Origin of the sequence: Pseudomonas japonica, from assembly GCF_900188455.1 — a bacterium.
Lineage (GTDB): Bacteria > Pseudomonadota > Gammaproteobacteria > Pseudomonadales > Pseudomonadaceae > Aquipseudomonas > Aquipseudomonas japonica.
The window spans coordinates 63,887-85,801 of record NZ_FZOL01000017.1; the positions used below are offsets into that span (position 1 = coordinate 63,887).

Consider the following 21,915-nt stretch of genomic DNA (forward strand, 5'->3'; position numbering starts at 1 on the left):
GAGAAGCATGGAAAATGGTCTGAACGGACGATGAAGCGGGTGCCGGATGCGCCGACGATCGAGCTCGATAGAACAAGAACCGGAGCAGCGCAGTGAACCCATCCAACCCTGTCACCTGGCGCACCCATTACGCGCTTCTGGTGCTCGCCAGCATCTACGTCTTCAACTACATCGACCGCCAGCTGATGGCGATCCTGATCGAGCCGGTGAAGCTCGAATTCGGCATCTCCGATACCGGTATCGGCCTGCTTTCCGGGGTGACCTTCGCGGTGTTCTACACCGTGTTCGGCTTTCCCCTGGGCCGGCTCTCCGACCGCATCGGGCGCAAACCGGTGATCGCCTTCAGCTGCATGGCCTGGAGCCTGATGACCATGCTCTGCGGCATGGCCGGCAACTTCCTTACCCTGGTCCTGGCACGCATCGGCGTGGCGGTGGGGGAAGCCGGCGGCACGGCGCCTTCGGTGGCGATGGTGTCCGACCTGTACCCGGCCGAGCGCCGCTCCACGGCGTTGTCGGTGCTGATGCTGGGGTCGAGCCTGGGGGCGATCGTCGGTCTCGGCCTGGGCGGCTGGATCGCCCAGCACCATGGCTGGCGCTATGCGTTCCTGCTGATCGGCGCGCCGGGGATCCTTCTCGGCCTGGTACTGCTACTTACCGTGCGCACACCGAAACCGCGGGTGGTCGCGGTGGAAAACCACGCGACGGTGCAGGACGGCTGGCTGCAGACGCTGCTGGAGCTGTTTCGCATGCCGTCATTCATCTGGCTGGTGCTGACTGGCGGCTCGGCGGCGATCGCCGGCTATGCCATCGGCACCTGGAGTCCGAGTTTCCTGATCCGTTCCCATGGTCTGAACCTGCAGGAAGCCGGCTTCCTCGTCGGTGTGGTCGGCGGCACCGGTTCGACCATCGGCACCCTGGTCTGCGGCATGCTCACCGATCGTCTGGCGCGTCGCGATGTGGGCTGGCAGATCGGTGTGCCGCTGCTCGGCACCCTGCTCAGCATTCCCTTCGCCCTCGCCTATTTCCTCTGGCCCCAGGGCATCGCCTTCCATATCGGCAGCATCGCCGTGCCGCAGGCGTTCCTGTTCTACAGCGCGTTCGGTTTCTTCGGGGTGTGGTGGGCAACGCCCTGCCTGGGCGCGATCACCCATCTGTTCCCGGCGACGCGTCTGGCCCAGGCCACGGCGATCTTCGTCATGGCCATGACCCTGCTCGGGGTTGGCATCGGGCCGTTGCTGATCGGGGTGCTGAGCGATTTCTTCGTGGGGACGCTGGGCGGGGAGTCGCTGCGTTATGCGCTGGCGGCGTCGGTGTCGCTGCTGGTGCTGGCGGCGTTGTTCCTGGGGGTGGCGTTGCCAAGGTATCGGCGGCAGTTGCGGGGTGAATTGCCGGGGGGCCGTATCGAGGCTACCGGGTGCCTGTCTTGAGTCTTGCAGCGCCTTCACGATCGAGCGCCGCCCGCGCGGCGCATCGCGAGCGCGCTCGCTCCTACATTTTTTGCAACGTGCCATGGCCTGTGAGAGCGGCGTCGCCAGCCTTTGGTGCCTGGCGATTCATCGTGGGGAGGCTTTTGGGCTCGACGCGGTACCGCGTCGTACCAACAAGGCGGTCAACCATGGCCTGTCAGGCATAGGCACGTTGCAAAAAATGTAGGAGCGAGCGCGCTCGCGATGCGCCGCGCGGGCGGCGCTCGATCTCAACGGCGCTGCAACGCTCAAGACAGCCCCTGACGGATCTCAGCGCTCAGCCTCGATCACCTTGTTCAACACCGCCCCATCGATACTCAGGGTGGCGCTGTTGAACATGCCCTCGACATAGGTCTTGGCCGCCTGCTCCTGGCGCTGCGCGCGCAGGGCATCGCGCAGTTGGCCGCGCATTTCCTCGAAGGTGGCGGTGCGCGCCGGCTGCAGTTCGGTCAGCTTGATGATGTGCAGGCCCAGCGAGCTTTGCAGCGGCTCGCTGACCGCCCCGACCTTCATCTTCGCCACGCTGCCACGCACTTCCGGCAACAACTGGCCCAGCGGTTGCAGGCCGGTGTCGCCGCCGCGGGTGGCGCTGCCATTGTCCTGCGAGTAGGTCCGCGCCATTTCGGCGAAGTCCGCACCATCGGCCTGGGCCCGTTTGGCCAGGGTCTGCGCCTGTTTGCGCACGGACTCCAGGGCACTGTCATCCGGCACGCTAAGGAAGATCTGGCTGACGCGATACAGCGCCGGCACCTGGAAGGATGCCTTGCCGTTCTCGTAGGCCTGTTTCAGTTCCTCGTCACCCGGATAGTCCTTCGGCACCTCGGTGACGCTGTTGAGGTAGCTGCGCAGGACGATCTGCTCGATGGCCGCGCGGGTCTGCGCTTCCACTTCCGGACGCTTCGACCAGCCCTTGGCCTCGGCCTGCTGGTACAGGGCCTTTTCCGCCAGACGCGCACGAATCCAGGTTTCCAGCGCCGGGCGGTCGTTGCGCAACTGCTCGCGGGCGGCAGCCGGCAATTGCGCGAACAGCGCCTTCAGCTCGCCGGCATCGACTTTCTGCTCACCCAGGCTGGCCAGGGCATCGCCGCTCTGCGCCGCTTCCGGCACCGAACGGCTGGCGGCGACCGGGTCGCTACCCGGACGCAGCGCCAGCGTTACCGCAACCGCCAGGACGGCCAGCGCACCTGCGCCGGCCCAGAGATTGCGAGGACTCACGAGGCGCTTTCCGCTTGCACGGCGGCTTCCTGGGCGGCGGCGATGTTGCGGCTGTAGTCACGCAGGAACACGATGAACTCCTGCAGCAGGCGATCCCACAGCACCAGCGAACCCTGCAGGTGCTTGTAGGTCACGCCGTCGGCGACCACCACGTCCTGTTCCAGGACCAGGAACTCACCCTGCAACGACAGACGCGAGTAACGCCGCGAAGCGTTCCACAGGTTGGCCAGGCCTTCCGGCAGTTCGCCCTGGATGCGCAGGGCGCAGCTGTAGGTGAAGTCGAGGAACTGGCCTTCTTCCACGGCACGATTACCGAAACGTACGGCATAACCCACGCCCTGGCTGGCGCTCAGCAGTTGGACAACGGCGTTCTGCTCGGTACGGTTGACGCGGCAACCGGCGTCCTGCAGCAGCGTGGTCAGAGAGTCGGCACTTACGGTTTCGATCAGCGTGTTTGCAGTCATGTGTCACTTCCTTGCGCAGTTAAAAGCCTGAAGACAAAGCAAAATTTGTAGCACATTGATGGCATCGGGTATAGCACGCGCACAAACCATCCACCGTTCTAGCGTGGCGCATTGCCGAGACGCCTGAGCAACTCCTCCCGCGCCAGCAGCGGTGCGAAGTAATGTCCCTGGCCGAGCAGGCAGCCCATGTCCAGGAGGATCAGGTGCTGTTCCGCGCTCTCCACCCCGGCCACGGTGATGCCCACGCCAAGTCGCCCGGCCAGCCCCAGGCTGCCGTGAATCACCGCGCGATGGCGCGGCTGGCTGTCCAGTTCACGCATGAACTGACTGGACAGTTTGACCTCGTTGAACGGCAACTGGCACAGACGCTGGAACGAGCCGCCGTTGCTGCCGAACTCGCCCAGGCTCAGGCCGCAGCCGAGCATGCGCAGGCGGATCAGGCTTTCCAGGTGCATCACCGACGGTTCCGCGGCGCCGCTGAAGGCCAGCTCGAAGCCGATGCCCTGCCCCACCGAGCGATGGAACTGCAGCAGCGACTTGATCCGCCGGGTCAGGCCGCGGCTGCCCAGTTGGGCCAGGTGCAGGGTGAAGGACAGGCGCAGCACGCGCCCCTCGGACATCAGCGTGCGCTGCAGTTCCAGGCCCTGCTCCAGCAACACCACCAGCATGTCGTCGAGCAGTCCGCAGCGCTCCACCTCGGGCATGAACAGGTGCGGCGCCAGCAGCCCCAGTTGCGGATGGTTCCATTGCGCGACCACGTCGACGCCCTTGATCTCGCCATTGGTGAGGTCGCAACGGGGCAGGTAATGGGCGACGAATTCCTTGTAGGACAGGCCACGACGAATGTCCGCTTCGCTCACCGGCACTTCCGGCAACGGCGCCGGCAGCGCCAGGGTGGCCTGGGTGCGAATGCGTTCGAGGGCACCGCGCATGCTTTCCAGGTGCAGCGGTTTGCCGACGTCGCCGAGAAACGCCACACCCAGACGCGCGACCAGCTGGGTGATGGCGCGGCGTACCTCCGAATGCAGGCCGCTGCTGACGATGACCCCGGCGATCAGTTGCGCCTGCGCCGCGCGGTGAATGAACTCCAGGCCATCCATGCCCTCCATGCGCACGTCGCAGACCACGACGTCGACCGGGCCGATACGTTCGAGCAGGAGGATCTTCACCGCGATGGCGCGTTGGAACGACTGGTTTTCAAGGATCAGAACACGCAAAGACTTGGCAGGCACAACCGGCTTCCTCGCAAAGGTCCAGCCCCCATGTTGCTACCGCCGCGGACAAGATGAATCAGGAGCCTTCCCAGCCTTGCGCGGAAATCTCCGACGTCTACCACCGGTATCGGTTCAGCGCTGGCAGAACTCCTCCAGACGTTGCGTGAGCGCCGCCATGGCCCGGCGCAGGTCGTCCACCAACGGATCGATGCGCGGTGCCGGGCGACTTTCCAGGCAGGCCTGTTCGAGGTTCTCGCAGGCCTGAAGCAACCAGCGGGCCTTGATGATCCGCCCGCCGCCCTTGATCCGGTGGACCAGGTCGGCGAGCCCGGCCAGATCGCTGTCGGCATGCAGGCTGGCGAGCTGGACCAGATCTTCGCGGTTGCTGGTCAGCAGGTCGCGCAGCAACAGCTTGATCGCGTCGCGATCGCCGCCGGTGAGGTGGCGCAGGCTGGAAATGTCCAGGCCCTCGCCCAGCTCGCTCTCGCCGGCACTGTCGGCGACCAGCAGGCGCTGCTCGCAGGGCGCCAGCTTGCCGGCCAATTCCTTCAGGTTCAGCGGCTTGAACAGGCAATCGTCCATCCCCGCCCGCAGGCAGCGCACCTGCTCCTGCGGCTGGGCGTTGGCGGTACAGCCAAGCAGCAGCACCGAGGTCTTGCCCTTGCGCCGCTCGTCCTCGCGCACCGCGCGCGCCAGGGCGTAGCCGTTGAGGCCGGGCATGTTGCAATCGGTGATGAGCACATCGAAACGCTGGCGCAACCAGGTGCGCAGGCCTTCGTGACCATTGGCGGCGGTGGCCACGCGGTGGCCGAGGAAGCTCAGTTGCTGCTGCAGCAGCAGGCGATTGGCCGGATAGTCGTCCACCACCAGGATGTCCAGGGGCATGGCCGCGCCAGCGGCGGGCTGCGGCAGGCTGGCGAGCAGCGCGTCCGAGGGCATCAGGCGCGGCAGGTCGAGGCGGATCTGCGCGCGGGTGCCGACCCCGAGGGTACTGTCCAGCTGCATTGCGCCGCCCATCATCGCGCACAGCGTGTGGCTGATGCTCAGGCCCAGGCCGGAACCGCTGCGGGCACTCTGCTGGTTGTTGCTGGCCTGGCGGAACGGACTGCCCAGCTGCGCCAGTTCATCGGCGGGAATGCCGACCCCGGTGTCCTCCACCGAGAGGTGCAGGCCAACCCGCTCGTGGTCCACCTCCAGCGCCAGGGTCACGCACACCCGGCCTTCATGGGTGAACTTGATGGCATTGCTGATCAGGTTGGACAGCACCTGCTTGAAACGCACCGGATCGAGCAGCACCTGGACCGGTCCGTGGCCGTCCATGTCCAGGTTCAGTTGCAGGCGTTTCTGCCGCGCCTGGCCCTCGAACAGGCGCACGGTGCTTTCCACCTCGCGGTACAGGTCCACCTGCTGCGGCGACAGCACCAGGTGGCCGGACTCGATGCGGGTGATGTCGAGGATATCGCCCACCAGTTCCAGCAGGCCGCGCGCGGCACCGGAGGCGACGTCCAGGGCCAGGCGGTCGAGCACGCCCTCCTCGGCCTTGCGCGAGGCCAGTTCGAGCATGCCCAGCAGGGCATTCATCGGCGTGCGGATCTCGTGACTCATGGTGGCGAGGAAATTGGTCTTGGCGCGGTTGGCCGCTTCGGCGTCGTCCTTGGCCGTCTGCAGGGCGTCGCACAGTTGCTGGCGTTCGGAGATGTCGATCCAGCCGCCGATCAGCCCGGCCACCGCGCCGTCGCTGCCACGGTACGGCAGCATCCAGTGATAGATGGTCAGGCGCCGCCCGGCCAGGACCAGCTCGCGGTCCTCGACCACCGAAACACCCTGGGCGATCACCTGGCGATAGGCCTCGCGGCACTGGCGGGCCTGGGCCGCGCCGATCAGCCATTCCGGCAGCGGCTGGCCGATCACCGCCTCGCGCGACACATCCAGGGCCTGCAGGTAGCTGACGTTGCAGGTCAGCAGGTGACCCTTGCGGTCACGCACGTAGATGGGGTTGGGCGTGCCGTCGATCATCACCCGCATGAACTCCAGCTGGTCGCTCAACGCCTGCTCGGCCTGCAGGCGTTTCTCCACCTGGCGGCGCAGGCCGCGAATCCAGTACACCGCCAGCAACAGCAGGCCGACGGCCATGAGGAAGCCCTGGAGGATCATGCCGCGGTACTTGCGCCAGTAGCTGTCGGCGACGATCACTTCGTTGCGCCAGCGATTGATCAGCTCGTCCATTTCCTGCGGGGAGACACTGAGCAGCGCCTTGTTCATGATCGAACGCAGCTCCGCTTCGCCGCGCCGGGTGGCGAAGGCGAAATGCACCGGCGCCACCGGCAGCGCGGCGCGGATGCGCAATTGCCCGCGGTAGTGGCGAGCGATGGTGTAGCGCGCACCGATCAGGCTGACCACCGCGCCCTGGGCTTCGCCGTTGGCGACCCGTTCCAGGGCCGCCTGCGGGCCCTCGCTCCAGAGCACGCGGACCTGCGGATGCTGCTCGCTCATGTAGTCTTCCAGCACGCTGCCCTCGACCATCGCCACGCGCATGCCGCTCAACTGATCCAGGCTGTCGAGCCGGGAGCTGTCGCGGGTCACCAGGACCAGGCTGTTGCTCAGCCAGGAGCGGGTGAAGGCAACCTGCTCCTGGCGTTGCGGGCTGAACGGCAGCGCCGCCAGCAGGTCGACTTCGTCCTCTTCCAGTTGCCGCGCCATGTCGCTGAAGCCCTTGCCTTCGACGATCGAGAAGGACAGCCCGGTGCGCTGGCCGATCAAGTCCAGCAGGTCCGCGCTGATACCGCGGAAGACGCCCTGGTCGTCGCGATAGCTCACCGGCAGGAACTGCTCGTCGATGGCCAGGCGCACCTGCGGATGCCGGTCGAGCCAGTCGCGTTCGCGCGGGCTGAGCTGCAGCGCATGCTTGCCGACGGGCTCCGGCACATTGCCGTTCCAGCGCCTGAGAATGCCCTGCCGGGCCTGCTCCGGGATGATCGCCAGGGCCTGGTTGACCATGATCTTCAGGCGCAGGTTGGCGGGACTGATGGCGAAGCCGTAGTGGTTGTTCTCGAACAGTTCGGTAGGCGACAGCTGCAGTTGGGTCAGGTAGCTCTTCTGTCTCTGGTAGCGGGTTCCCAGGGCATTGCCGAGGAACAGGTCGGCCTGGCCGAAAGCCACCGCGCCGAGGGCATTGAGTACCGAGGGATAGACCGTCAGCCGCGCCTGGGGAAACAGTTGCCGGACATGGGCCTCGGACAGATAGCCCTCGCGCATCGCCAGGCGTATGCCGGGGCGTCCGGGGTCGGGGACGGTTTCGTTGCTGCGGCTGACCAGGACAGTGTGGTTCGGCGCGTAGGGTTCGGACAGCAGCAGGCCATTGCGCGCGGCTTCGTCGGCGTTGGCGGTCCCCAGCAGATCGATTTCGCCGGCACTCAGGGCTTGCAGCGCTTCGGCCCGGGTAGCGTAGCGGCGTACCCGGATCTCCACGCCGAGCAACTGCCCGAGCAGCCCGACATAGTCGGCGGTCAGGCCCTCGTAGTCGCGGCCGGTGGTCATGATGTCGAACGGCGCGCGGTCCGGCCGACTGACCCCCAGCCACAGGGTGCGCCGATCCCAGAGCCAGTGACGGTCGTCATCGTCGAGCTGCAGGCGCAGGCCTTCGTCGAGGTTCGAACGGGCCAGCAGGCTCGGCGTTTCGTCCCAGGCCAGGGCGCCGCCCATCCACACGCACAGCACGACCAGCTGGAGCAGCCAGCCGTAGCGTCTTGGCAAGAAGAACAAGAGGATTCAGATCAGTGCATGGCGTCTGGCCAGATCGGCCAGGTCCACCTGGGAAGCCACCCGCAGTTTTTCCAGCAGGCGGGTCTTGTAGGTGCTGATGGTCTTGTTGCTCAACAGCATGGCCTCGCCGATCGCCTTGTTGCTCAGACCACGGGCCAGTTGCTGCAGGATCAGCAGTTCGCGGTCGGTCAGGCGCTCGATGCGCTGGGCCTCGGTGGCCTGGCAGTCATAGCGGTTGACCGAACTCAGCGACACCTCGGGGAAATAGGTATAGCCGGACATGATCGCCATCACGGCCTTTTTCAGCTCGGTCAGGTCGTCGTTCTTCGAGACGAAGCCCGAGGCTCCCAGGCGCATGCAGCGCAGGGAGAAATAGCCGGGCACCTGGGAGGTCAGCACCAGCATCTTCATGCTCATCTGCGCGGCCTTGACCCGGGTGATGATCTCCAGGCCATCCATGCGCGGAATGGAAATGTCGAGAATCGCGATATCCGGTTCGTGCTCGCGAATCAGGCGCAAGGCGTCGACGCCATTGTCGGCCTCGGCGACGATCTCGAAGTGCTCCTGGCGCAGGAGCATCCTGACACTGGCCCGGATGAACGGGTGGTCGTCCACGATCATGGCTTTGTACATGGATCCCTCACTCTACTGACGTGCATGGTCGGTTGGCCTGCCTTGCCTGGCGGGCGGTGCTGCGTGACATCAAAAAGCCACTAGCGGTAGACAGGAGTATCGGCCGCGAGGCAGGCAGATGGGCATCGGATGTTTCCTTCAAATGCGCAGGACGTTTCCTATTTTCCGAGTCAGCCCTTGATTTCGACCCGGCGGCGCTCCCCTCCTTCGATCAGCTCGAAGCGATACACCCGACCCGGAGCGCGCCTGAACGGGCGGTCGAGGCCCGGGCGGATATGGTGCTTGGTCGCCACCGCGCACTGGCTTCCGGTGCGGTCGCAGTCGTTGAAATGGTCGAGGACCACGGTGGCGCTGCCGTTGTTGCGAATGTGGAACTGGCTGTCCAGTTCGTTGATCTCGGTACGAAACGTCGTCTCCTGCGGTCGGACGAACAGCAGTGCGCCGTATCCGGCGAGGATGTTCACCCCGGCCTTGAGTTCCGCCTCATAGCTGCGCGCCTCCTCGTCGCTGATCGCGAAACCGTCGCCGTGCTCCGGCAGCACCGGCACGAAGCGCAGGCGGAAATAGCGCTCGCGTTCGCGCTCGCCGCGATACAGCAGGCGCACCGCCTGCATGCCATTGGCCGGGACGATCAGGCGGGCCGGGCTGGCGATCAGTGGCCGCTCGGCCACCGGCAGGCCGTCATGGGACACCTCGCGCGCCTGGCCACGGCCGTCGTAGACCAGTTCGACCACGCTGACCTTGACGAAGGCCGTGGTGTCACCCAAGTTGCGCACCCGCTTGAGCAGGGTGCTGGAACCGCTTTCGAGGTAGTCGTAGAGGCCGCCGACGTTGATCTGCGGGCCGGCCTGACTACCCCCCGCCAACAGGGCCAGGATCATCCCGGCGAGTAAACGCTTCATGGTGTCGCTCCTTCAATGATCAGAAATTGGCGTCGAAGACGATGGTCACGTCGCCTTCGTAGCGGGCGCCGGGGAAGCGGGTCATTTCCGCCACGGCGGCCTTGTCCACCTGGAAATGCAGGCTGGCACCGCGGTTGATCGCCGGCTCCATGGCTTCCAGCTGGATCGCTTCGGCCTCGCCCACCGGCAATGGCAGGCGGTTGACCGGCTGGCCGTTGTGCTGGATCACCGTGGGCAGGGTCAGCGCAACCTGCAGCGGGACCAGGTGGTCGTTGGCCTGGTTGCGGATGGCGCAGCGCCCGCCCATGGGGTATTCGCAACGGGTATGGGCGGTGAACGGCCCGGACGACCAGATGCGCAGCGGCAGGTCGCGGTACAGGCGTTCCGGCGGGCGCTGGTGGTTCAGCCATTGGGTCCAGCCGCCGGGCGGCTCCAGCACCACGCGGTCGGAGCCATCGGGAAAGTCCATGACGAAGGCGTGGACCACATCCAGCTCGAAGTTGACCGTCAGGCTGTCGTCGCTGAGGTTGCTGACATCGTTGCCGAAATCGAAATCCATGCCGGGCCCGACGGTGTAGTCGAGATGGCCGCGGTAGACGCCTTGCTTCATTTTCAGGGGCGATGGCATGACCAGCCGATACGCCACACCGAAATCGCTGGTGCGTACCAGGCGCTGCGCACCGACCCCGCCGGGGCTGCCGATGGGGTAGCAGCCAGTCGGGTTGGCCGGTGTCCGCACACTCCACAGGTAGGACGACCAGTTGCCACCGCTCAGGGTGAACAGGTAGCTGCAGCCCCCCCTGACGTACAGGGTGTGTACCGGCGGTGGTCCCCCGCCTTCCACGTTCACCACGTACTGGCTGACCGCATACATCTCGAAGGTCAGGGTGTAGGTTTCCCCGGTGCCCTGGTGGGTCACCGTCACGCTGCGCCGCGGCGGCAGACTGATATAGAAATTGTCGCGGGGTTCGGGGGCCTCGTTGATGGTCTTCTTTTCGTAGGTGATGGGCAGGCCGACGGTTTCGACACCGTTGCAGTAATGCGGCCAGCGCCCGCAGAACGCCGCCTGCGGCGTGGTGTTGGTGAACTCGGCGCCCTTGCGGTATTCGGCGGTGATGTTCACCTGCGCGGCCTCCAGCGGCGGCGCCCAGTTCAGGACCAGGGCCACCAGTGCGGCACGGAGCAGATAAGTGTTGCGTAGCATCAGGCGTCTCCGTTTGCGGATTGGTCGGTGCCGGCCAGGCTGTCCGGTGAGCAGACCTGGTCACCGGCCAGGAGCACGTCGTCCTGGCGTTCGGTACCGGTATTCAGGCTCAGCAGGCACAGCCGTCGGCCGCCCTGGCGGATTTCCAGGGTCGGGGTCGATTCGCTCATTTCCACGGCGAAGATTTGTAGCACATTGATGGCATCGGGTATAGCACGCGCACAAACCATCCACCGTTCTAGCGTGGCGCATTGCCGAGACGCCTGAGCAACTCCTCCCGCGCCAGCAGCGGTGCGAAGTAATGTCCCTGGCCGAGCAGGCAGCCCATGTCCAGGAGGATCAGGTGCTGTTCCGCGCTCTCCACCCCGGCCACGGTGATGCCCACGCCAAGTCGCCCGGCCAGCCCCAGGCTGCCGTGAATCACCGCGCGATGGCGCGGCTGGCTGTCCAGTTCACGCATGAACTGACTGGACAGTTTGACCTCGTTGAACGGCAACTGGCACAGACGCTGGAACGAGCCGCCGTTGCTGCCGAACTCGCCCAGGCTCAGGCCGCAGCCGAGCATGCGCAGGCGGATCAGGCTTTCCAGGTGCATCACCGACGGTTCCGCGGCGCCGCTGAAGGCCAGCTCGAAGCCGATGCCCTGCCCCACCGAGCGATGGAACTGCAGCAGCGACTTGATCCGCCGGGTCAGGCCGCGGCTGCCCAGTTGGGCCAGGTGCAGGGTGAAGGACAGGCGCAGCACGCGCCCCTCGGACATCAGCGTGCGCTGCAGTTCCAGGCCCTGCTCCAGCAACACCACCAGCATGTCGTCGAGCAGTCCGCAGCGCTCCACCTCGGGCATGAACAGGTGCGGCGCCAGCAGCCCCAGTTGCGGATGGTTCCATTGCGCGACCACGTCGACGCCCTTGATCTCGCCATTGGTGAGGTCGCAACGGGGCAGGTAATGGGCGACGAATTCCTTGTAGGACAGGCCACGACGAATGTCCGCTTCGCTCACCGGCACTTCCGGCAACGGCGCCGGCAGCGCCAGGGTGGCCTGGGTGCGAATGCGTTCGAGGGCACCGCGCATGCTTTCCAGGTGCAGCGGTTTGCCGACGTCGCCGAGAAACGCCACACCCAGACGCGCGACCAGCTGGGTGATGGCGCGGCGTACCTCCGAATGCAGGCCGCTGCTGACGATGACCCCGGCGATCAGTTGCGCCTGCGCCGCGCGGTGAATGAACTCCAGGCCATCCATGCCCTCCATGCGCACGTCGCAGACCACGACGTCGACCGGGCCGATACGTTCGAGCAGGAGGATCTTCACCGCGATGGCGCGTTGGAACGACTGGTTTTCAAGGATCAGAACACGCAAAGACTTGGCAGGCACAACCGGCTTCCTCGCAAAGGTCCAGCCCCCATGTTGCTACCGCCGCGGACAAGATGAATCAGGAGCCTTCCCAGCCTTGCGCGGAAATCTCCGACGTCTACCACCGGTATCGGTTCAGCGCTGGCAGAACTCCTCCAGACGTTGCGTGAGCGCCGCCATGGCCCGGCGCAGGTCGTCCACCAACGGATCGATGCGCGGTGCCGGGCGACTTTCCAGGCAGGCCTGTTCGAGGTTCTCGCAGGCCTGAAGCAACCAGCGGGCCTTGATGATCCGCCCGCCGCCCTTGATCCGGTGGACCAGGTCGGCGAGCCCGGCCAGATCGCTGTCGGCATGCAGGCTGGCGAGCTGGACCAGATCTTCGCGGTTGCTGGTCAGCAGGTCGCGCAGCAACAGCTTGATCGCGTCGCGATCGCCGCCGGTGAGGTGGCGCAGGCTGGAAATGTCCAGGCCCTCGCCCAGCTCGCTCTCGCCGGCACTGTCGGCGACCAGCAGGCGCTGCTCGCAGGGCGCCAGCTTGCCGGCCAATTCCTTCAGGTTCAGCGGCTTGAACAGGCAATCGTCCATCCCCGCCCGCAGGCAGCGCACCTGCTCCTGCGGCTGGGCGTTGGCGGTACAGCCAAGCAGCAGCACCGAGGTCTTGCCCTTGCGCCGCTCGTCCTCGCGCACCGCGCGCGCCAGGGCGTAGCCGTTGAGGCCGGGCATGTTGCAATCGGTGATGAGCACATCGAAACGCTGGCGCAACCAGGTGCGCAGGCCTTCGTGACCATTGGCGGCGGTGGCCACGCGGTGGCCGAGGAAGCTCAGTTGCTGCTGCAGCAGCAGGCGATTGGCCGGATAGTCGTCCACCACCAGGATGTCCAGGGGCATGGCCGCGCCAGCGGCGGGCTGCGGCAGGCTGGCGAGCAGCGCGTCCGAGGGCATCAGGCGCGGCAGGTCGAGGCGGATCTGCGCGCGGGTGCCGACCCCGAGGGTACTGTCCAGCTGCATTGCGCCGCCCATCATCGCGCACAGCGTGTGGCTGATGCTCAGGCCCAGGCCGGAACCGCTGCGGGCACTCTGCTGGTTGTTGCTGGCCTGGCGGAACGGACTGCCCAGCTGCGCCAGTTCATCGGCGGGAATGCCGACCCCGGTGTCCTCCACCGAGAGGTGCAGGCCAACCCGCTCGTGGTCCACCTCCAGCGCCAGGGTCACGCACACCCGGCCTTCATGGGTGAACTTGATGGCATTGCTGATCAGGTTGGACAGCACCTGCTTGAAACGCACCGGATCGAGCAGCACCTGGACCGGTCCGTGGCCGTCCATGTCCAGGTTCAGTTGCAGGCGTTTCTGCCGCGCCTGGCCCTCGAACAGGCGCACGGTGCTTTCCACCTCGCGGTACAGGTCCACCTGCTGCGGCGACAGCACCAGGTGGCCGGACTCGATGCGGGTGATGTCGAGGATATCGCCCACCAGTTCCAGCAGGCCGCGCGCGGCACCGGAGGCGACGTCCAGGGCCAGGCGGTCGAGCACGCCCTCCTCGGCCTTGCGCGAGGCCAGTTCGAGCATGCCCAGCAGGGCATTCATCGGCGTGCGGATCTCGTGACTCATGGTGGCGAGGAAATTGGTCTTGGCGCGGTTGGCCGCTTCGGCGTCGTCCTTGGCCGTCTGCAGGGCGTCGCACAGTTGCTGGCGTTCGGAGATGTCGATCCAGCCGCCGATCAGCCCGGCCACCGCGCCGTCGCTGCCACGGTACGGCAGCATCCAGTGATAGATGGTCAGGCGCCGCCCGGCCAGGACCAGCTCGCGGTCCTCGACCACCGAAACACCCTGGGCGATCACCTGGCGATAGGCCTCGCGGCACTGGCGGGCCTGGGCCGCGCCGATCAGCCATTCCGGCAGCGGCTGGCCGATCACCGCCTCGCGCGACACATCCAGGGCCTGCAGGTAGCTGACGTTGCAGGTCAGCAGGTGACCCTTGCGGTCACGCACGTAGATGGGGTTGGGCGTGCCGTCGATCATCACCCGCATGAACTCCAGCTGGTCGCTCAACGCCTGCTCGGCCTGCAGGCGTTTCTCCACCTGGCGGCGCAGGCCGCGAATCCAGTACACCGCCAGCAACAGCAGGCCGACGGCCATGAGGAAGCCCTGGAGGATCATGCCGCGGTACTTGCGCCAGTAGCTGTCGGCGACGATCACTTCGTTGCGCCAGCGATTGATCAGCTCGTCCATTTCCTGCGGGGAGACACTGAGCAGCGCCTTGTTCATGATCGAACGCAGCTCCGCTTCGCCGCGCCGGGTGGCGAAGGCGAAATGCACCGGCGCCACCGGCAGCGCGGCGCGGATGCGCAATTGCCCGCGGTAGTGGCGAGCGATGGTGTAGCGCGCACCGATCAGGCTGACCACCGCGCCCTGGGCTTCGCCGTTGGCGACCCGTTCCAGGGCCGCCTGCGGGCCCTCGCTCCAGAGCACGCGGACCTGCGGATGCTGCTCGCTCATGTAGTCTTCCAGCACGCTGCCCTCGACCATCGCCACGCGCATGCCGCTCAACTGATCCAGGCTGTCGAGCCGGGAGCTGTCGCGGGTCACCAGGACCAGGCTGTTGCTCAGCCAGGAGCGGGTGAAGGCAACCTGCTCCTGGCGTTGCGGGCTGAACGGCAGCGCCGCCAGCAGGTCGACTTCGTCCTCTTCCAGTTGCCGCGCCATGTCGCTGAAGCCCTTGCCTTCGACGATCGAGAAGGACAGCCCGGTGCGCTGGCCGATCAAGTCCAGCAGGTCCGCGCTGATACCGCGGAAGACGCCCTGGTCGTCGCGATAGCTCACCGGCAGGAACTGCTCGTCGATGGCCAGGCGCACCTGCGGATGCCGGTCGAGCCAGTCGCGTTCGCGCGGGCTGAGCTGCAGCGCATGCTTGCCGACGGGCTCCGGCACATTGCCGTTCCAGCGCCTGAGAATGCCCTGCCGGGCCTGCTCCGGGATGATCGCCAGGGCCTGGTTGACCATGATCTTCAGGCGCAGGTTGGCGGGACTGATGGCGAAGCCGTAGTGGTTGTTCTCGAACAGTTCGGTAGGCGACAGCTGCAGTTGGGTCAGGTAGCTCTTCTGTCTCTGGTAGCGGGTTCCCAGGGCATTGCCGAGGAACAGGTCGGCCTGGCCGAAAGCCACCGCGCCGAGGGCATTGAGTACCGAGGGATAGACCGTCAGCCGCGCCTGGGGAAACAGTTGCCGGACATGGGCCTCGGACAGATAGCCCTCGCGCATCGCCAGGCGTATGCCGGGGCGTCCGGGGTCGGGGACGGTTTCGTTGCTGCGGCTGACCAGGACAGTGTGGTTCGGCGCGTAGGGTTCGGACAGCAGCAGGCCATTGCGCGCGGCTTCGTCGGCGTTGGCGGTCCCCAGCAGATCGATTTCGCCGGCACTCAGGGCTTGCAGCGCTTCGGCCCGGGTAGCGTAGCGGCGTACCCGGATCTCCACGCCGAGCAACTGCCCGAGCAGCCCGACATAGTCGGCGGTCAGGCCCTCGTAGTCGCGGCCGGTGGTCATGATGTCGAACGGCGCGCGGTCCGGCCGACTGACCCCCAGCCACAGGGTGCGCCGATCCCAGAGCCAGTGACGGTCGTCATCGTCGAGCTGCAGGCGCAGGCCTTCGTCGAGGTTCGAACGGGCCAGCAGGCTCGGCGTTTCGTCCCAGGCCAGGGCGCCGCCCATCCACACGCACAGCACGACCAGCTGGAGCAGCCAGCCGTAGCGTCTTGGCAAGAAGAACAAGAGGATTCAGATCAGTGCATGGCGTCTGGCCAGATCGGCCAGGTCCACCTGGGAAGCCACCCGCAGTTTTTCCAGCAGGCGGGTCTTGTAGGTGCTGATGGTCTTGTTGCTCAACAGCATGGCCTCGCCGATCGCCTTGTTGCTCAGACCACGGGCCAGTTGCTGCAGGATCAGCAGTTCGCGGTCGGTCAGGCGCTCGATGCGCTGGGCCTCGGTGGCCTGGCAGTCATAGCGGTTGACCGAACTCAGCGACACCTCGGGGAAATAGGTATAGCCGGACATGATCGCCATCACGGCCTTTTTCAGCTCGGTCAGGTCGTCGTTCTTCGAGACGAAGCCCGAGGCTCCCAGGCGCATGCAGCGCAGGGAGAAATAGCCGGGCACCTGGGAGGTCAGCACCAGCATCTTCATGCTCATCTGCGCGGCCTTGACCCGGGTGATGATCTCCAGGCCATCCATGCGCGGAATGGAAATGTCGAGAATCGCGATATCCGGTTCGTGCTCGCGAATCAGGCGCAAGGCGTCGACGCCATTGTCGGCCTCGGCGACGATCTCGAAGTGCTCCTGGCGCAGGAGCATCCTGACACTGGCCCGGATGAACGGGTGGTCGTCCACGATCATGGCTTTGTACATGGATCCCTCACTCTACTGACGTGCATGGTCGGTTGGCCTGCCTTGCCTGGCGGGCGGTGCTGCGTGACATCAAAAAGCCACTAGCGGTAGACAGGAGTATCGGCCGCGAGGCAGGCAGATGGGCATCGGATGTTTCCTTCAAATGCGCAGGACGTTTCCTATTTTCCGAGTCAGCCCTTGATTTCGACCCGGCGGCGCTCCCCTCCTTCGATCAGCTCGAAGCGATACACCCGACCCGGAGCGCGCCTGAACGGGCGGTCGAGGCCCGGGCGGATATGGTGCTTGGTCGCCACCGCGCACTGGCTTCCGGTGCGGTCGCAGTCGTTGAAATGGTCGAGGACCACGGTGGCGCTGCCGTTGTTGCGAATGTGGAACTGGCTGTCCAGTTCGTTGATCTCGGTACGAAACGTCGTCTCCTGCGGTCGGACGAACAGCAGTGCGCCGTATCCGGCGAGGATGTTCACCCCGGCCTTGAGTTCCGCCTCATAGCTGCGCGCCTCCTCGTCGCTGATCGCGAAACCGTCGCCGTGCTCCGGCAGCACCGGCACGAAGCGCAGGCGGAAATAGCGCTCGCGTTCGCGCTCGCCGCGATACAGCAGGCGCACCGCCTGCATGCCATTGGCCGGGACGATCAGGCGGGCCGGGCTGGCGATCAGTGGCCGCTCGGCCACCGGCAGGCCGTCATGGGACACCTCGCGCGCCTGGCCACGGCCGTCGTAGACCAGTTCGACCACGCTGACCTTGACGAAGGCCGTGGTGTCACCCAAGTTGCGCACCCGCTTGAGCAGGGTGCTGGAACCGCTTTCGAGGTAGTCGTAGAGGCCGCCGACGTTGATCTGCGGGCCGGCCTGACTACCCCCCGCCAACAGGGCCAGGATCATCCCGGCGAGTAAACGCTTCATGGTGTCGCTCCTTCAATGATCAGAAATTGGCGTCGAAGACGATGGTCACGTCGCCTTCGTAGCGGGCGCCGGGGAAGCGGGTCATTTCCGCCACGGCGGCCTTGTCCACCTGGAAATGCAGGCTGGCACCGCGGTTGATCGCCGGCTCCATGGCTTCCAGCTGGATCGCTTCGGCCTCGCCCACCGGCAATGGCAGGCGGTTGACCGGCTGGCCGTTGTGCTGGATCACCGTGGGCAGGGTCAGCGCAACCTGCAGCGGGACCAGGTGGTCGTTGGCCTGGTTGCGGATGGCGCAGCGCCCGCCCATGGGGTATTCGCAACGGGTATGGGCGGTGAACGGCCCGGACGACCAGATGCGCAGCGGCAGGTCGCGGTACAGGCGTTCCGGCGGGCGCTGGTGGTTCAGCCATTGGGTCCAGCCGCCGGGCGGCTCCAGCACCACGCGGTCGGAGCCATCGGGAAAGTCCATGACGAAGGCGTGGACCACATCCAGCTCGAAGTTGACCGTCAGGCTGTCGTCGCTGAGGTTGCTGACATCGTTGCCGAAATCGAAATCCATGCCGGGCCCGACGGTGTAGTCGAGATGGCCGCGGTAGACGCCTTGCTTCATTTTCAGGGGCGATGGCATGACCAGCCGATACGCCACACCGAAATCGCTGGTGCGTACCAGGCGCTGCGCACCGACCCCGCCGGGGCTGCCGATGGGGTAGCAGCCAGTCGGGTTGGCCGGTGTCCGCACACTCCACAGGTAGGACGACCAGTTGCCACCGCTCAGGGTGAACAGGTAGCTGCAGCCCCCCCTGACGTACAGGGTGTGTACCGGCGGTGGTCCCCCGCCTTCCACGTTCACCACGTACTGGCTGACCGCATACATCTCGAAGGTCAGGGTGTAGGTTTCCCCGGTGCCCTGGTGGGTCACCGTCACGCTGCGCCGCGGCGGCAGACTGATATAGAAATTGTCGCGGGGTTCGGGGGCCTCGTTGATGGTCTTCTTTTCGTAGGTGATGGGCAGGCCGACGGTTTCGACACCGTTGCAGTAATGCGGCCAGCGCCCGCAGAACGCCGCCTGCGGCGTGGTGTTGGTGAACTCGGCGCCCTTGCGGTATTCGGCGGTGATGTTCACCTGCGCGGCCTCCAGCGGCGGCGCCCAGTTCAGGACCAGGGCCACCAGTGCGGCACGGAGCAGATAAGTGTTGCGTAGCATCAGGCGTCTCCGTTTGCGGATTGGTCGGTGCCGGCCAGGCTGTCCGGTGAGCAGACCTGGTCACCGGCCAGGAGCACGTCGTCCTGGCGTTCGGTACCGGTATTCAGGCTCAGCAGGCACAGCCGTCGGCCGCCCTGGCGGATTTCCAGGGTCGGGGTCGATTCGCTCATTTCCACGGCGAAGAAGCCGTCGGCCTCGCTGACGCTGCGACTGGCGTGGTTGATCACCATCGCGCCCTTGAGCGGCTGGCCATGCACGTCGAGCAGGCGTCCGAGCACGGTCACCGTGCGCATGACCCGCAGCAGGCGGTAATCGACGCCGCCGCGGTTGAGGTGATAACTCAGCGCCGACGGCTGGATCACCGCCGCCGGCACACCGCCGTCGGCGAAGTCCAGTTGCACGCTGCCGGACTTGTAGGCGTTCACCGGGATCACGTTGCGGCCGGGACGCAGCAGGCTGCTGTGGCCATCGAGGTCGTCGACGCGCAGCTTCAGGTCCTTGAAGTCGGTTTCCACATCGACGATCAGTCCCGCCTCGTACGGCAGGTACTGCCCGCTCAGGGCCAGTTTGCCGCCGCCCAGGGCCAGGGTGCTCTCCAGGTTGAGGCCGGCGCTGATGTCGTTGTTGTACGAGGAGTTCTGCACATAGGCGTCGCCATACAGCGCCTGGTTCTCGAACTGGGTATTGGCGGCGAACGCGGTGCCGTAGCGGTCGGCGTTGACGGTGCCGGCCAGGCTGCGGAAGGTGCCGTGGTCGAGGTCCTGCTGGTAGGTCACCGAGGCATTCAGGTCGCGTCCGCCGTCGCGCGAGGTGCGCGTCCCCAGGCTGCCGTTGATGCGCCGGCCCGGCCCGCCCAGGCTCATGCTCAGACTGAAGGTGATCCCGCGGTTGCGTTGATTGCCGCTGCTGAAGTTGCCCGGGCGGTCGAACAGCGCGACCCGCCAGTTGGCCTCCGAGCCCATCAACTGGCCATGCTGCGACCAGCCCAGGTCCACACCGGTACCGCCGACCGTGCCGCTGTTGTGGCTGACGCGCAGGGTCGCGGTGCTTCTGCGGTCGATGCGCTGGCTGAGGGACAGCGAGGTCTGGCGGACTTCACGGGTGCGCGGCACGTCCTGGTTTTCCAGGCGGTAGGCGCGCGGGTATTCCAGCCAGGAGCGGTTGTGGCTGAAGACCACGCTGCCCGAGTCGTGATGCCATACCCCCTGCAGGTCGTAGCCGTTGCCCTGCTGGTCGGTGTGGAACAGGTTGCCGAACACCTTGAAGCGGTCCAGCACGTCCCAGTCGAGCGAGGTGCCGTACTGCATCAGCCCGTCCAGGCGCTGCGCCGAGAACCCGCTCACCACCCGTGGATGCACCAGGTAGTTGGCAATGACCCCGGCGGCCAGGCCGCCATAGTGGTCCTCGTCCCAGTTGCTCAATAGGTCCTGCTGCTGGCCGGCGTACAGGTTGTAGCGCCAGGGCGAGGCGGTATTGCTCCAGTTGCCCGGTTTGTAGATGAATTCTTCGTTGCGCGAGGTGACCTGGCCATCCTCGATCAGGCGCACCTCCACTTCGTAGATACCGCCGGGCAGGACCCGGGTATCCAGGGCCTGCAGGCCCGCCTGCACCGGCTGGCTGTTGATCAGCTGACCGTTGCGGTAGATCTCGACGATACCGGGCCGATTGGGCGTGACGTAGATCGGTGTGGCACTGGCCGTGCCGTTGTTCACCGCCAGGCTGTCGCTGCTGCCGAACATCACCCCGACCGTGGTATCCGGACTGCTGCCGAGCAGACGCGGCTGGCGGCTGAGGCCCTGGACGCCGGGAGTGAAATAGCCGAGGCGATAGAAGCGGTCCTCGTGGACCCGTTCGGCGAACAGCTGGTCGACCCGGTGCCGGGTCTGCGGGCGGTCTTCGTTGTTGCGATCGACCTGGGCCTCGGCCACGGTGGTCCAGTTGCCGACGCTGCCCTGACCGCGCAAGGCATAGCGGCCAACGGTGTCCTGGCCGTCGCGGCTGAGGTTGAGCTGGTTGCGCAGGATCACGCCGTGGCTGCCCTGTTCCGGCAGCGTATGCCAGGCCGCCTGCTGGTCGCGTTCGGCATTGCGGGTGAGGATCGACAGCTGCGAATTGACCAGGCTGTAGTGCACCGCCACCAGGTCCTGCGGACAGGCCTTGACGCAGTTGCCCAGGGCCTGGCCGGCCCGCAGCACGTCACCCCAGCGCTGGCGCACGGTGTCCGGTTCGCGGCTTTCGTGGGTGTCGGTGAATTCCAGCAGTTGCACGCGTTCGTCGCGGCCGAGGATCACCATGGCTTCGCCGAGCAGGCGACCGTCCAGGTCGATCCGCACCGCCAGCGGCACATCGAAAAAGTGTTCGTCGAATTCCTTCGGTAATCCTTCGGCCTGTCGCAGGATTCCGAGCTGACTGGTCTGCCCCGTCTCTTTGGCGCTGACGTCGGTCAGCCAGACGGCGGCCACACAGCAGTCCACCGCCAGTCGTATGGATGTCGCAAGAGACATGTTGGTTGCTCACAGATGAAAACGGCACCAATCCCCCCCGGAACCGGCATGGGGAGCGCCGGCCCGGAGACGATCGGAAGGAGAAGGGAACGAGCCCTGGCTTACTCGGTGGTGGTTTCGAACATCATGTTGACCACGCCGAGGTAGTTGCCCGGGGTGTAGCCGCCGGCGCCGGCGGTCTGCGCGGCGACTTCGAAACCGACGATGCTGCCAGGGGCCGCCTGCTCCTCGCTGACCACCTCGGACGAGGTGAGGGTCAGGACCTTGCCCGCCACGCTGACATTCAGGCCGATGGTGTCGGCGCCGCTGGTGATGGTCGCCGGGTTGAGCAGGTAGGCCGAGATCGGCCCGGTGGTGCTGCGCACCTGGAGCTGCTTGCGGATCGGCTGCAGGGTTTGCTGGAACGAGTTCCAGGCCATGTCCTGGGGTTCGTTCATCCAGTTGCCGCCCACGGGCTCGACGTAGAAGCTCTCGGTCGGGATGGTCGCGGTCACGGTGACCTGCTTCTCGATCGGATCGGCGGCCTGGGCGGTACCCGCCGCCATCATCAGTGCCAGGGGAAGTGCGAGAACGCTGTATTTCATGACCAATTTCCTTGTTGAGTAACGAAAAATTCGCGGATTCCACAGAGAACATCGCCGAATGCTGAGGACTTGGCGGATGTCTCGGTGAGCGAGGCGGATTATTCGTGACCAG

The 21,915-nt window shown here is 65.9% G+C and carries 16 protein-coding genes; 1 reads left to right on the plus strand and 15 read right to left on the minus strand.

The genetic code is table 11. From position 1 onward, the window contains the following. Positions 1–92: 92 nt before the first annotated feature. Positions 93–1,427, plus strand: coding sequence for a spinster family MFS transporter (locus tag CHB99_RS19770; protein WP_042126080.1), 1,335 nt, complete (start codon positions 93–95; stop codon positions 1,425–1,427). A gap of 309 nt (positions 1,428–1,736) precedes the next feature. Here the strand turns inward: CHB99_RS19770 and CHB99_RS19775 are convergent, their stop codons facing one another. From CHB99_RS19775 to CHB99_RS19840, 15 genes are all read right to left on the minus strand, one after another. Further along, complete coding sequence (locus CHB99_RS19775) at positions 1,737–2,681, minus strand: peptidylprolyl isomerase (RefSeq protein WP_042130376.1); 945 nt, start codon at positions 2,679–2,681, stop codon at positions 1,737–1,739. Further along, positions 2,678–3,145, minus strand: a complete 468-nt coding sequence (locus CHB99_RS19780; protein WP_042130374.1) for a YbjN domain-containing protein — start codon at positions 3,143–3,145, stop codon at positions 2,678–2,680. The genes CHB99_RS19775 and CHB99_RS19780 overlap by 4 nt, the downstream gene beginning before the upstream one ends. A gap of 98 nt (positions 3,146–3,243) precedes the next feature. Then, positions 3,244–4,377: an EAL domain-containing response regulator gene (locus CHB99_RS19785; protein WP_042130372.1), complete on the minus strand. Its 1,134-nt coding sequence runs from the start codon at positions 4,375–4,377 to the stop codon at positions 3,244–3,246. 114 nt (positions 4,378–4,491) lie between these two features. After that, on the minus strand, positions 4,492–8,112 hold the full coding sequence (locus tag CHB99_RS19790) for a transporter substrate-binding domain-containing protein (RefSeq protein ID WP_245655671.1): 3,621 nt from the start codon (positions 8,110–8,112) through the stop codon (positions 4,492–4,494). Positions 8,113–8,127: 15 nt separating this feature from the next. Beyond that, on the minus strand, positions 8,128–8,754 hold the full coding sequence (locus CHB99_RS19795) for a response regulator transcription factor (protein ID WP_042130371.1): 627 nt from the start codon (positions 8,752–8,754) through the stop codon (positions 8,128–8,130). A gap of 170 nt (positions 8,755–8,924) precedes the next feature. After that, complete coding sequence (locus tag CHB99_RS19800; RefSeq protein WP_042130369.1) at positions 8,925–9,656, minus strand: fimbrial biogenesis chaperone; 732 nt, start codon at positions 9,654–9,656, stop codon at positions 8,925–8,927. A 19-nt stretch (positions 9,657–9,675) separates the two neighbouring features. After that, entirely contained in the window at positions 9,676–10,860 is a 1,185-nt protein-coding gene (locus tag CHB99_RS29835; RefSeq protein ID WP_042130367.1) for a hypothetical protein, read from the minus strand. After that, the gene (locus CHB99_RS29840) at positions 10,860–11,030 is read right to left on the minus strand and encodes a hypothetical protein (RefSeq protein ID WP_170946397.1); all 171 of its coding nucleotides are present in this window, start codon (positions 11,028–11,030) and stop codon (positions 10,860–10,862) included. The genes CHB99_RS29835 and CHB99_RS29840 overlap by 1 nt, the downstream gene beginning before the upstream one ends. Before the next feature lie 68 nt (positions 11,031–11,098). Continuing rightward, positions 11,099–12,232, minus strand: a complete 1,134-nt coding sequence (locus CHB99_RS19810) for an EAL domain-containing response regulator (protein WP_042130372.1) — start codon at positions 12,230–12,232, stop codon at positions 11,099–11,101. A gap of 114 nt (positions 12,233–12,346) precedes the next feature. Then, positions 12,347–15,967: a transporter substrate-binding domain-containing protein gene (locus CHB99_RS19815; protein WP_245655671.1), complete on the minus strand. Its 3,621-nt coding sequence runs from the start codon at positions 15,965–15,967 to the stop codon at positions 12,347–12,349. Positions 15,968–15,982: 15 nt separating this feature from the next. Continuing rightward, on the minus strand, positions 15,983–16,609 hold the full coding sequence (locus CHB99_RS19820) for a response regulator transcription factor (RefSeq protein WP_042130371.1): 627 nt from the start codon (positions 16,607–16,609) through the stop codon (positions 15,983–15,985). Positions 16,610–16,779: 170 nt separating this feature from the next. Further along, on the minus strand, positions 16,780–17,511 hold the full coding sequence (locus CHB99_RS19825) for a fimbrial biogenesis chaperone (protein ID WP_042130369.1): 732 nt from the start codon (positions 17,509–17,511) through the stop codon (positions 16,780–16,782). Positions 17,512–17,530: 19 nt separating this feature from the next. Beyond that, positions 17,531–18,715 (minus strand): hypothetical protein, encoded by a 1,185-nt coding sequence (locus CHB99_RS29845; RefSeq protein WP_042130367.1) that lies wholly within the window; start codon positions 18,713–18,715, stop codon positions 17,531–17,533. Next, positions 18,715–21,219 (minus strand): TcfC E-set like domain-containing protein, encoded by a 2,505-nt coding sequence (locus tag CHB99_RS19835; protein WP_042130365.1) that lies wholly within the window; start codon positions 21,217–21,219, stop codon positions 18,715–18,717. Before CHB99_RS19835 ends, CHB99_RS29845 begins: the two co-directional genes overlap by 1 nt. A gap of 101 nt (positions 21,220–21,320) precedes the next feature. Further along, the gene (locus CHB99_RS19840) at positions 21,321–21,803 is read right to left on the minus strand and encodes a CS1 type fimbrial major subunit (protein WP_042130363.1); all 483 of its coding nucleotides are present in this window, start codon (positions 21,801–21,803) and stop codon (positions 21,321–21,323) included. Positions 21,804–21,915: the final 112 nt, after the last annotated feature.

Coding starts and splice junctions, on each gene's coding strand:
- CHB99_RS19780 (WP_042130374.1), bottom strand. CDS start 3,145: ATGACTGCAAACACGCTGATCGAAACCGTAAGTGCCGACTCTCTGACC.
- CHB99_RS19795 (WP_042130371.1), bottom strand. CDS start 8,754: ATGTACAAAGCCATGATCGTGGACGACCACCCGTTCATCCGGGCCAGT.
- CHB99_RS19800 (WP_042130369.1), bottom strand. CDS start 9,656: ATGAAGCGTTTACTCGCCGGGATGATCCTGGCCCTGTTGGCGGGGGGT.
- CHB99_RS29835 (WP_042130367.1), bottom strand. CDS start 10,860: ATGCTACGCAACACTTATCTGCTCCGTGCCGCACTGGTGGCCCTGGTC.
- CHB99_RS29840 (WP_170946397.1), bottom strand. CDS start 11,030: ATGAGCGAATCGACCCCGACCCTGGAAATCCGCCAGGGCGGCCGACGG.
- CHB99_RS19820 (WP_042130371.1), bottom strand. CDS start 16,609: ATGTACAAAGCCATGATCGTGGACGACCACCCGTTCATCCGGGCCAGT.
- CHB99_RS19825 (WP_042130369.1), bottom strand. CDS start 17,511: ATGAAGCGTTTACTCGCCGGGATGATCCTGGCCCTGTTGGCGGGGGGT.
- CHB99_RS29845 (WP_042130367.1), bottom strand. CDS start 18,715: ATGCTACGCAACACTTATCTGCTCCGTGCCGCACTGGTGGCCCTGGTC.
- CHB99_RS19835 (WP_042130365.1), bottom strand. CDS start 21,219: ATGTCTCTTGCGACATCCATACGACTGGCGGTGGACTGCTGTGTGGCC.
- CHB99_RS19840 (WP_042130363.1), bottom strand. CDS start 21,803: ATGAAATACAGCGTTCTCGCACTTCCCCTGGCACTGATGATGGCGGCG.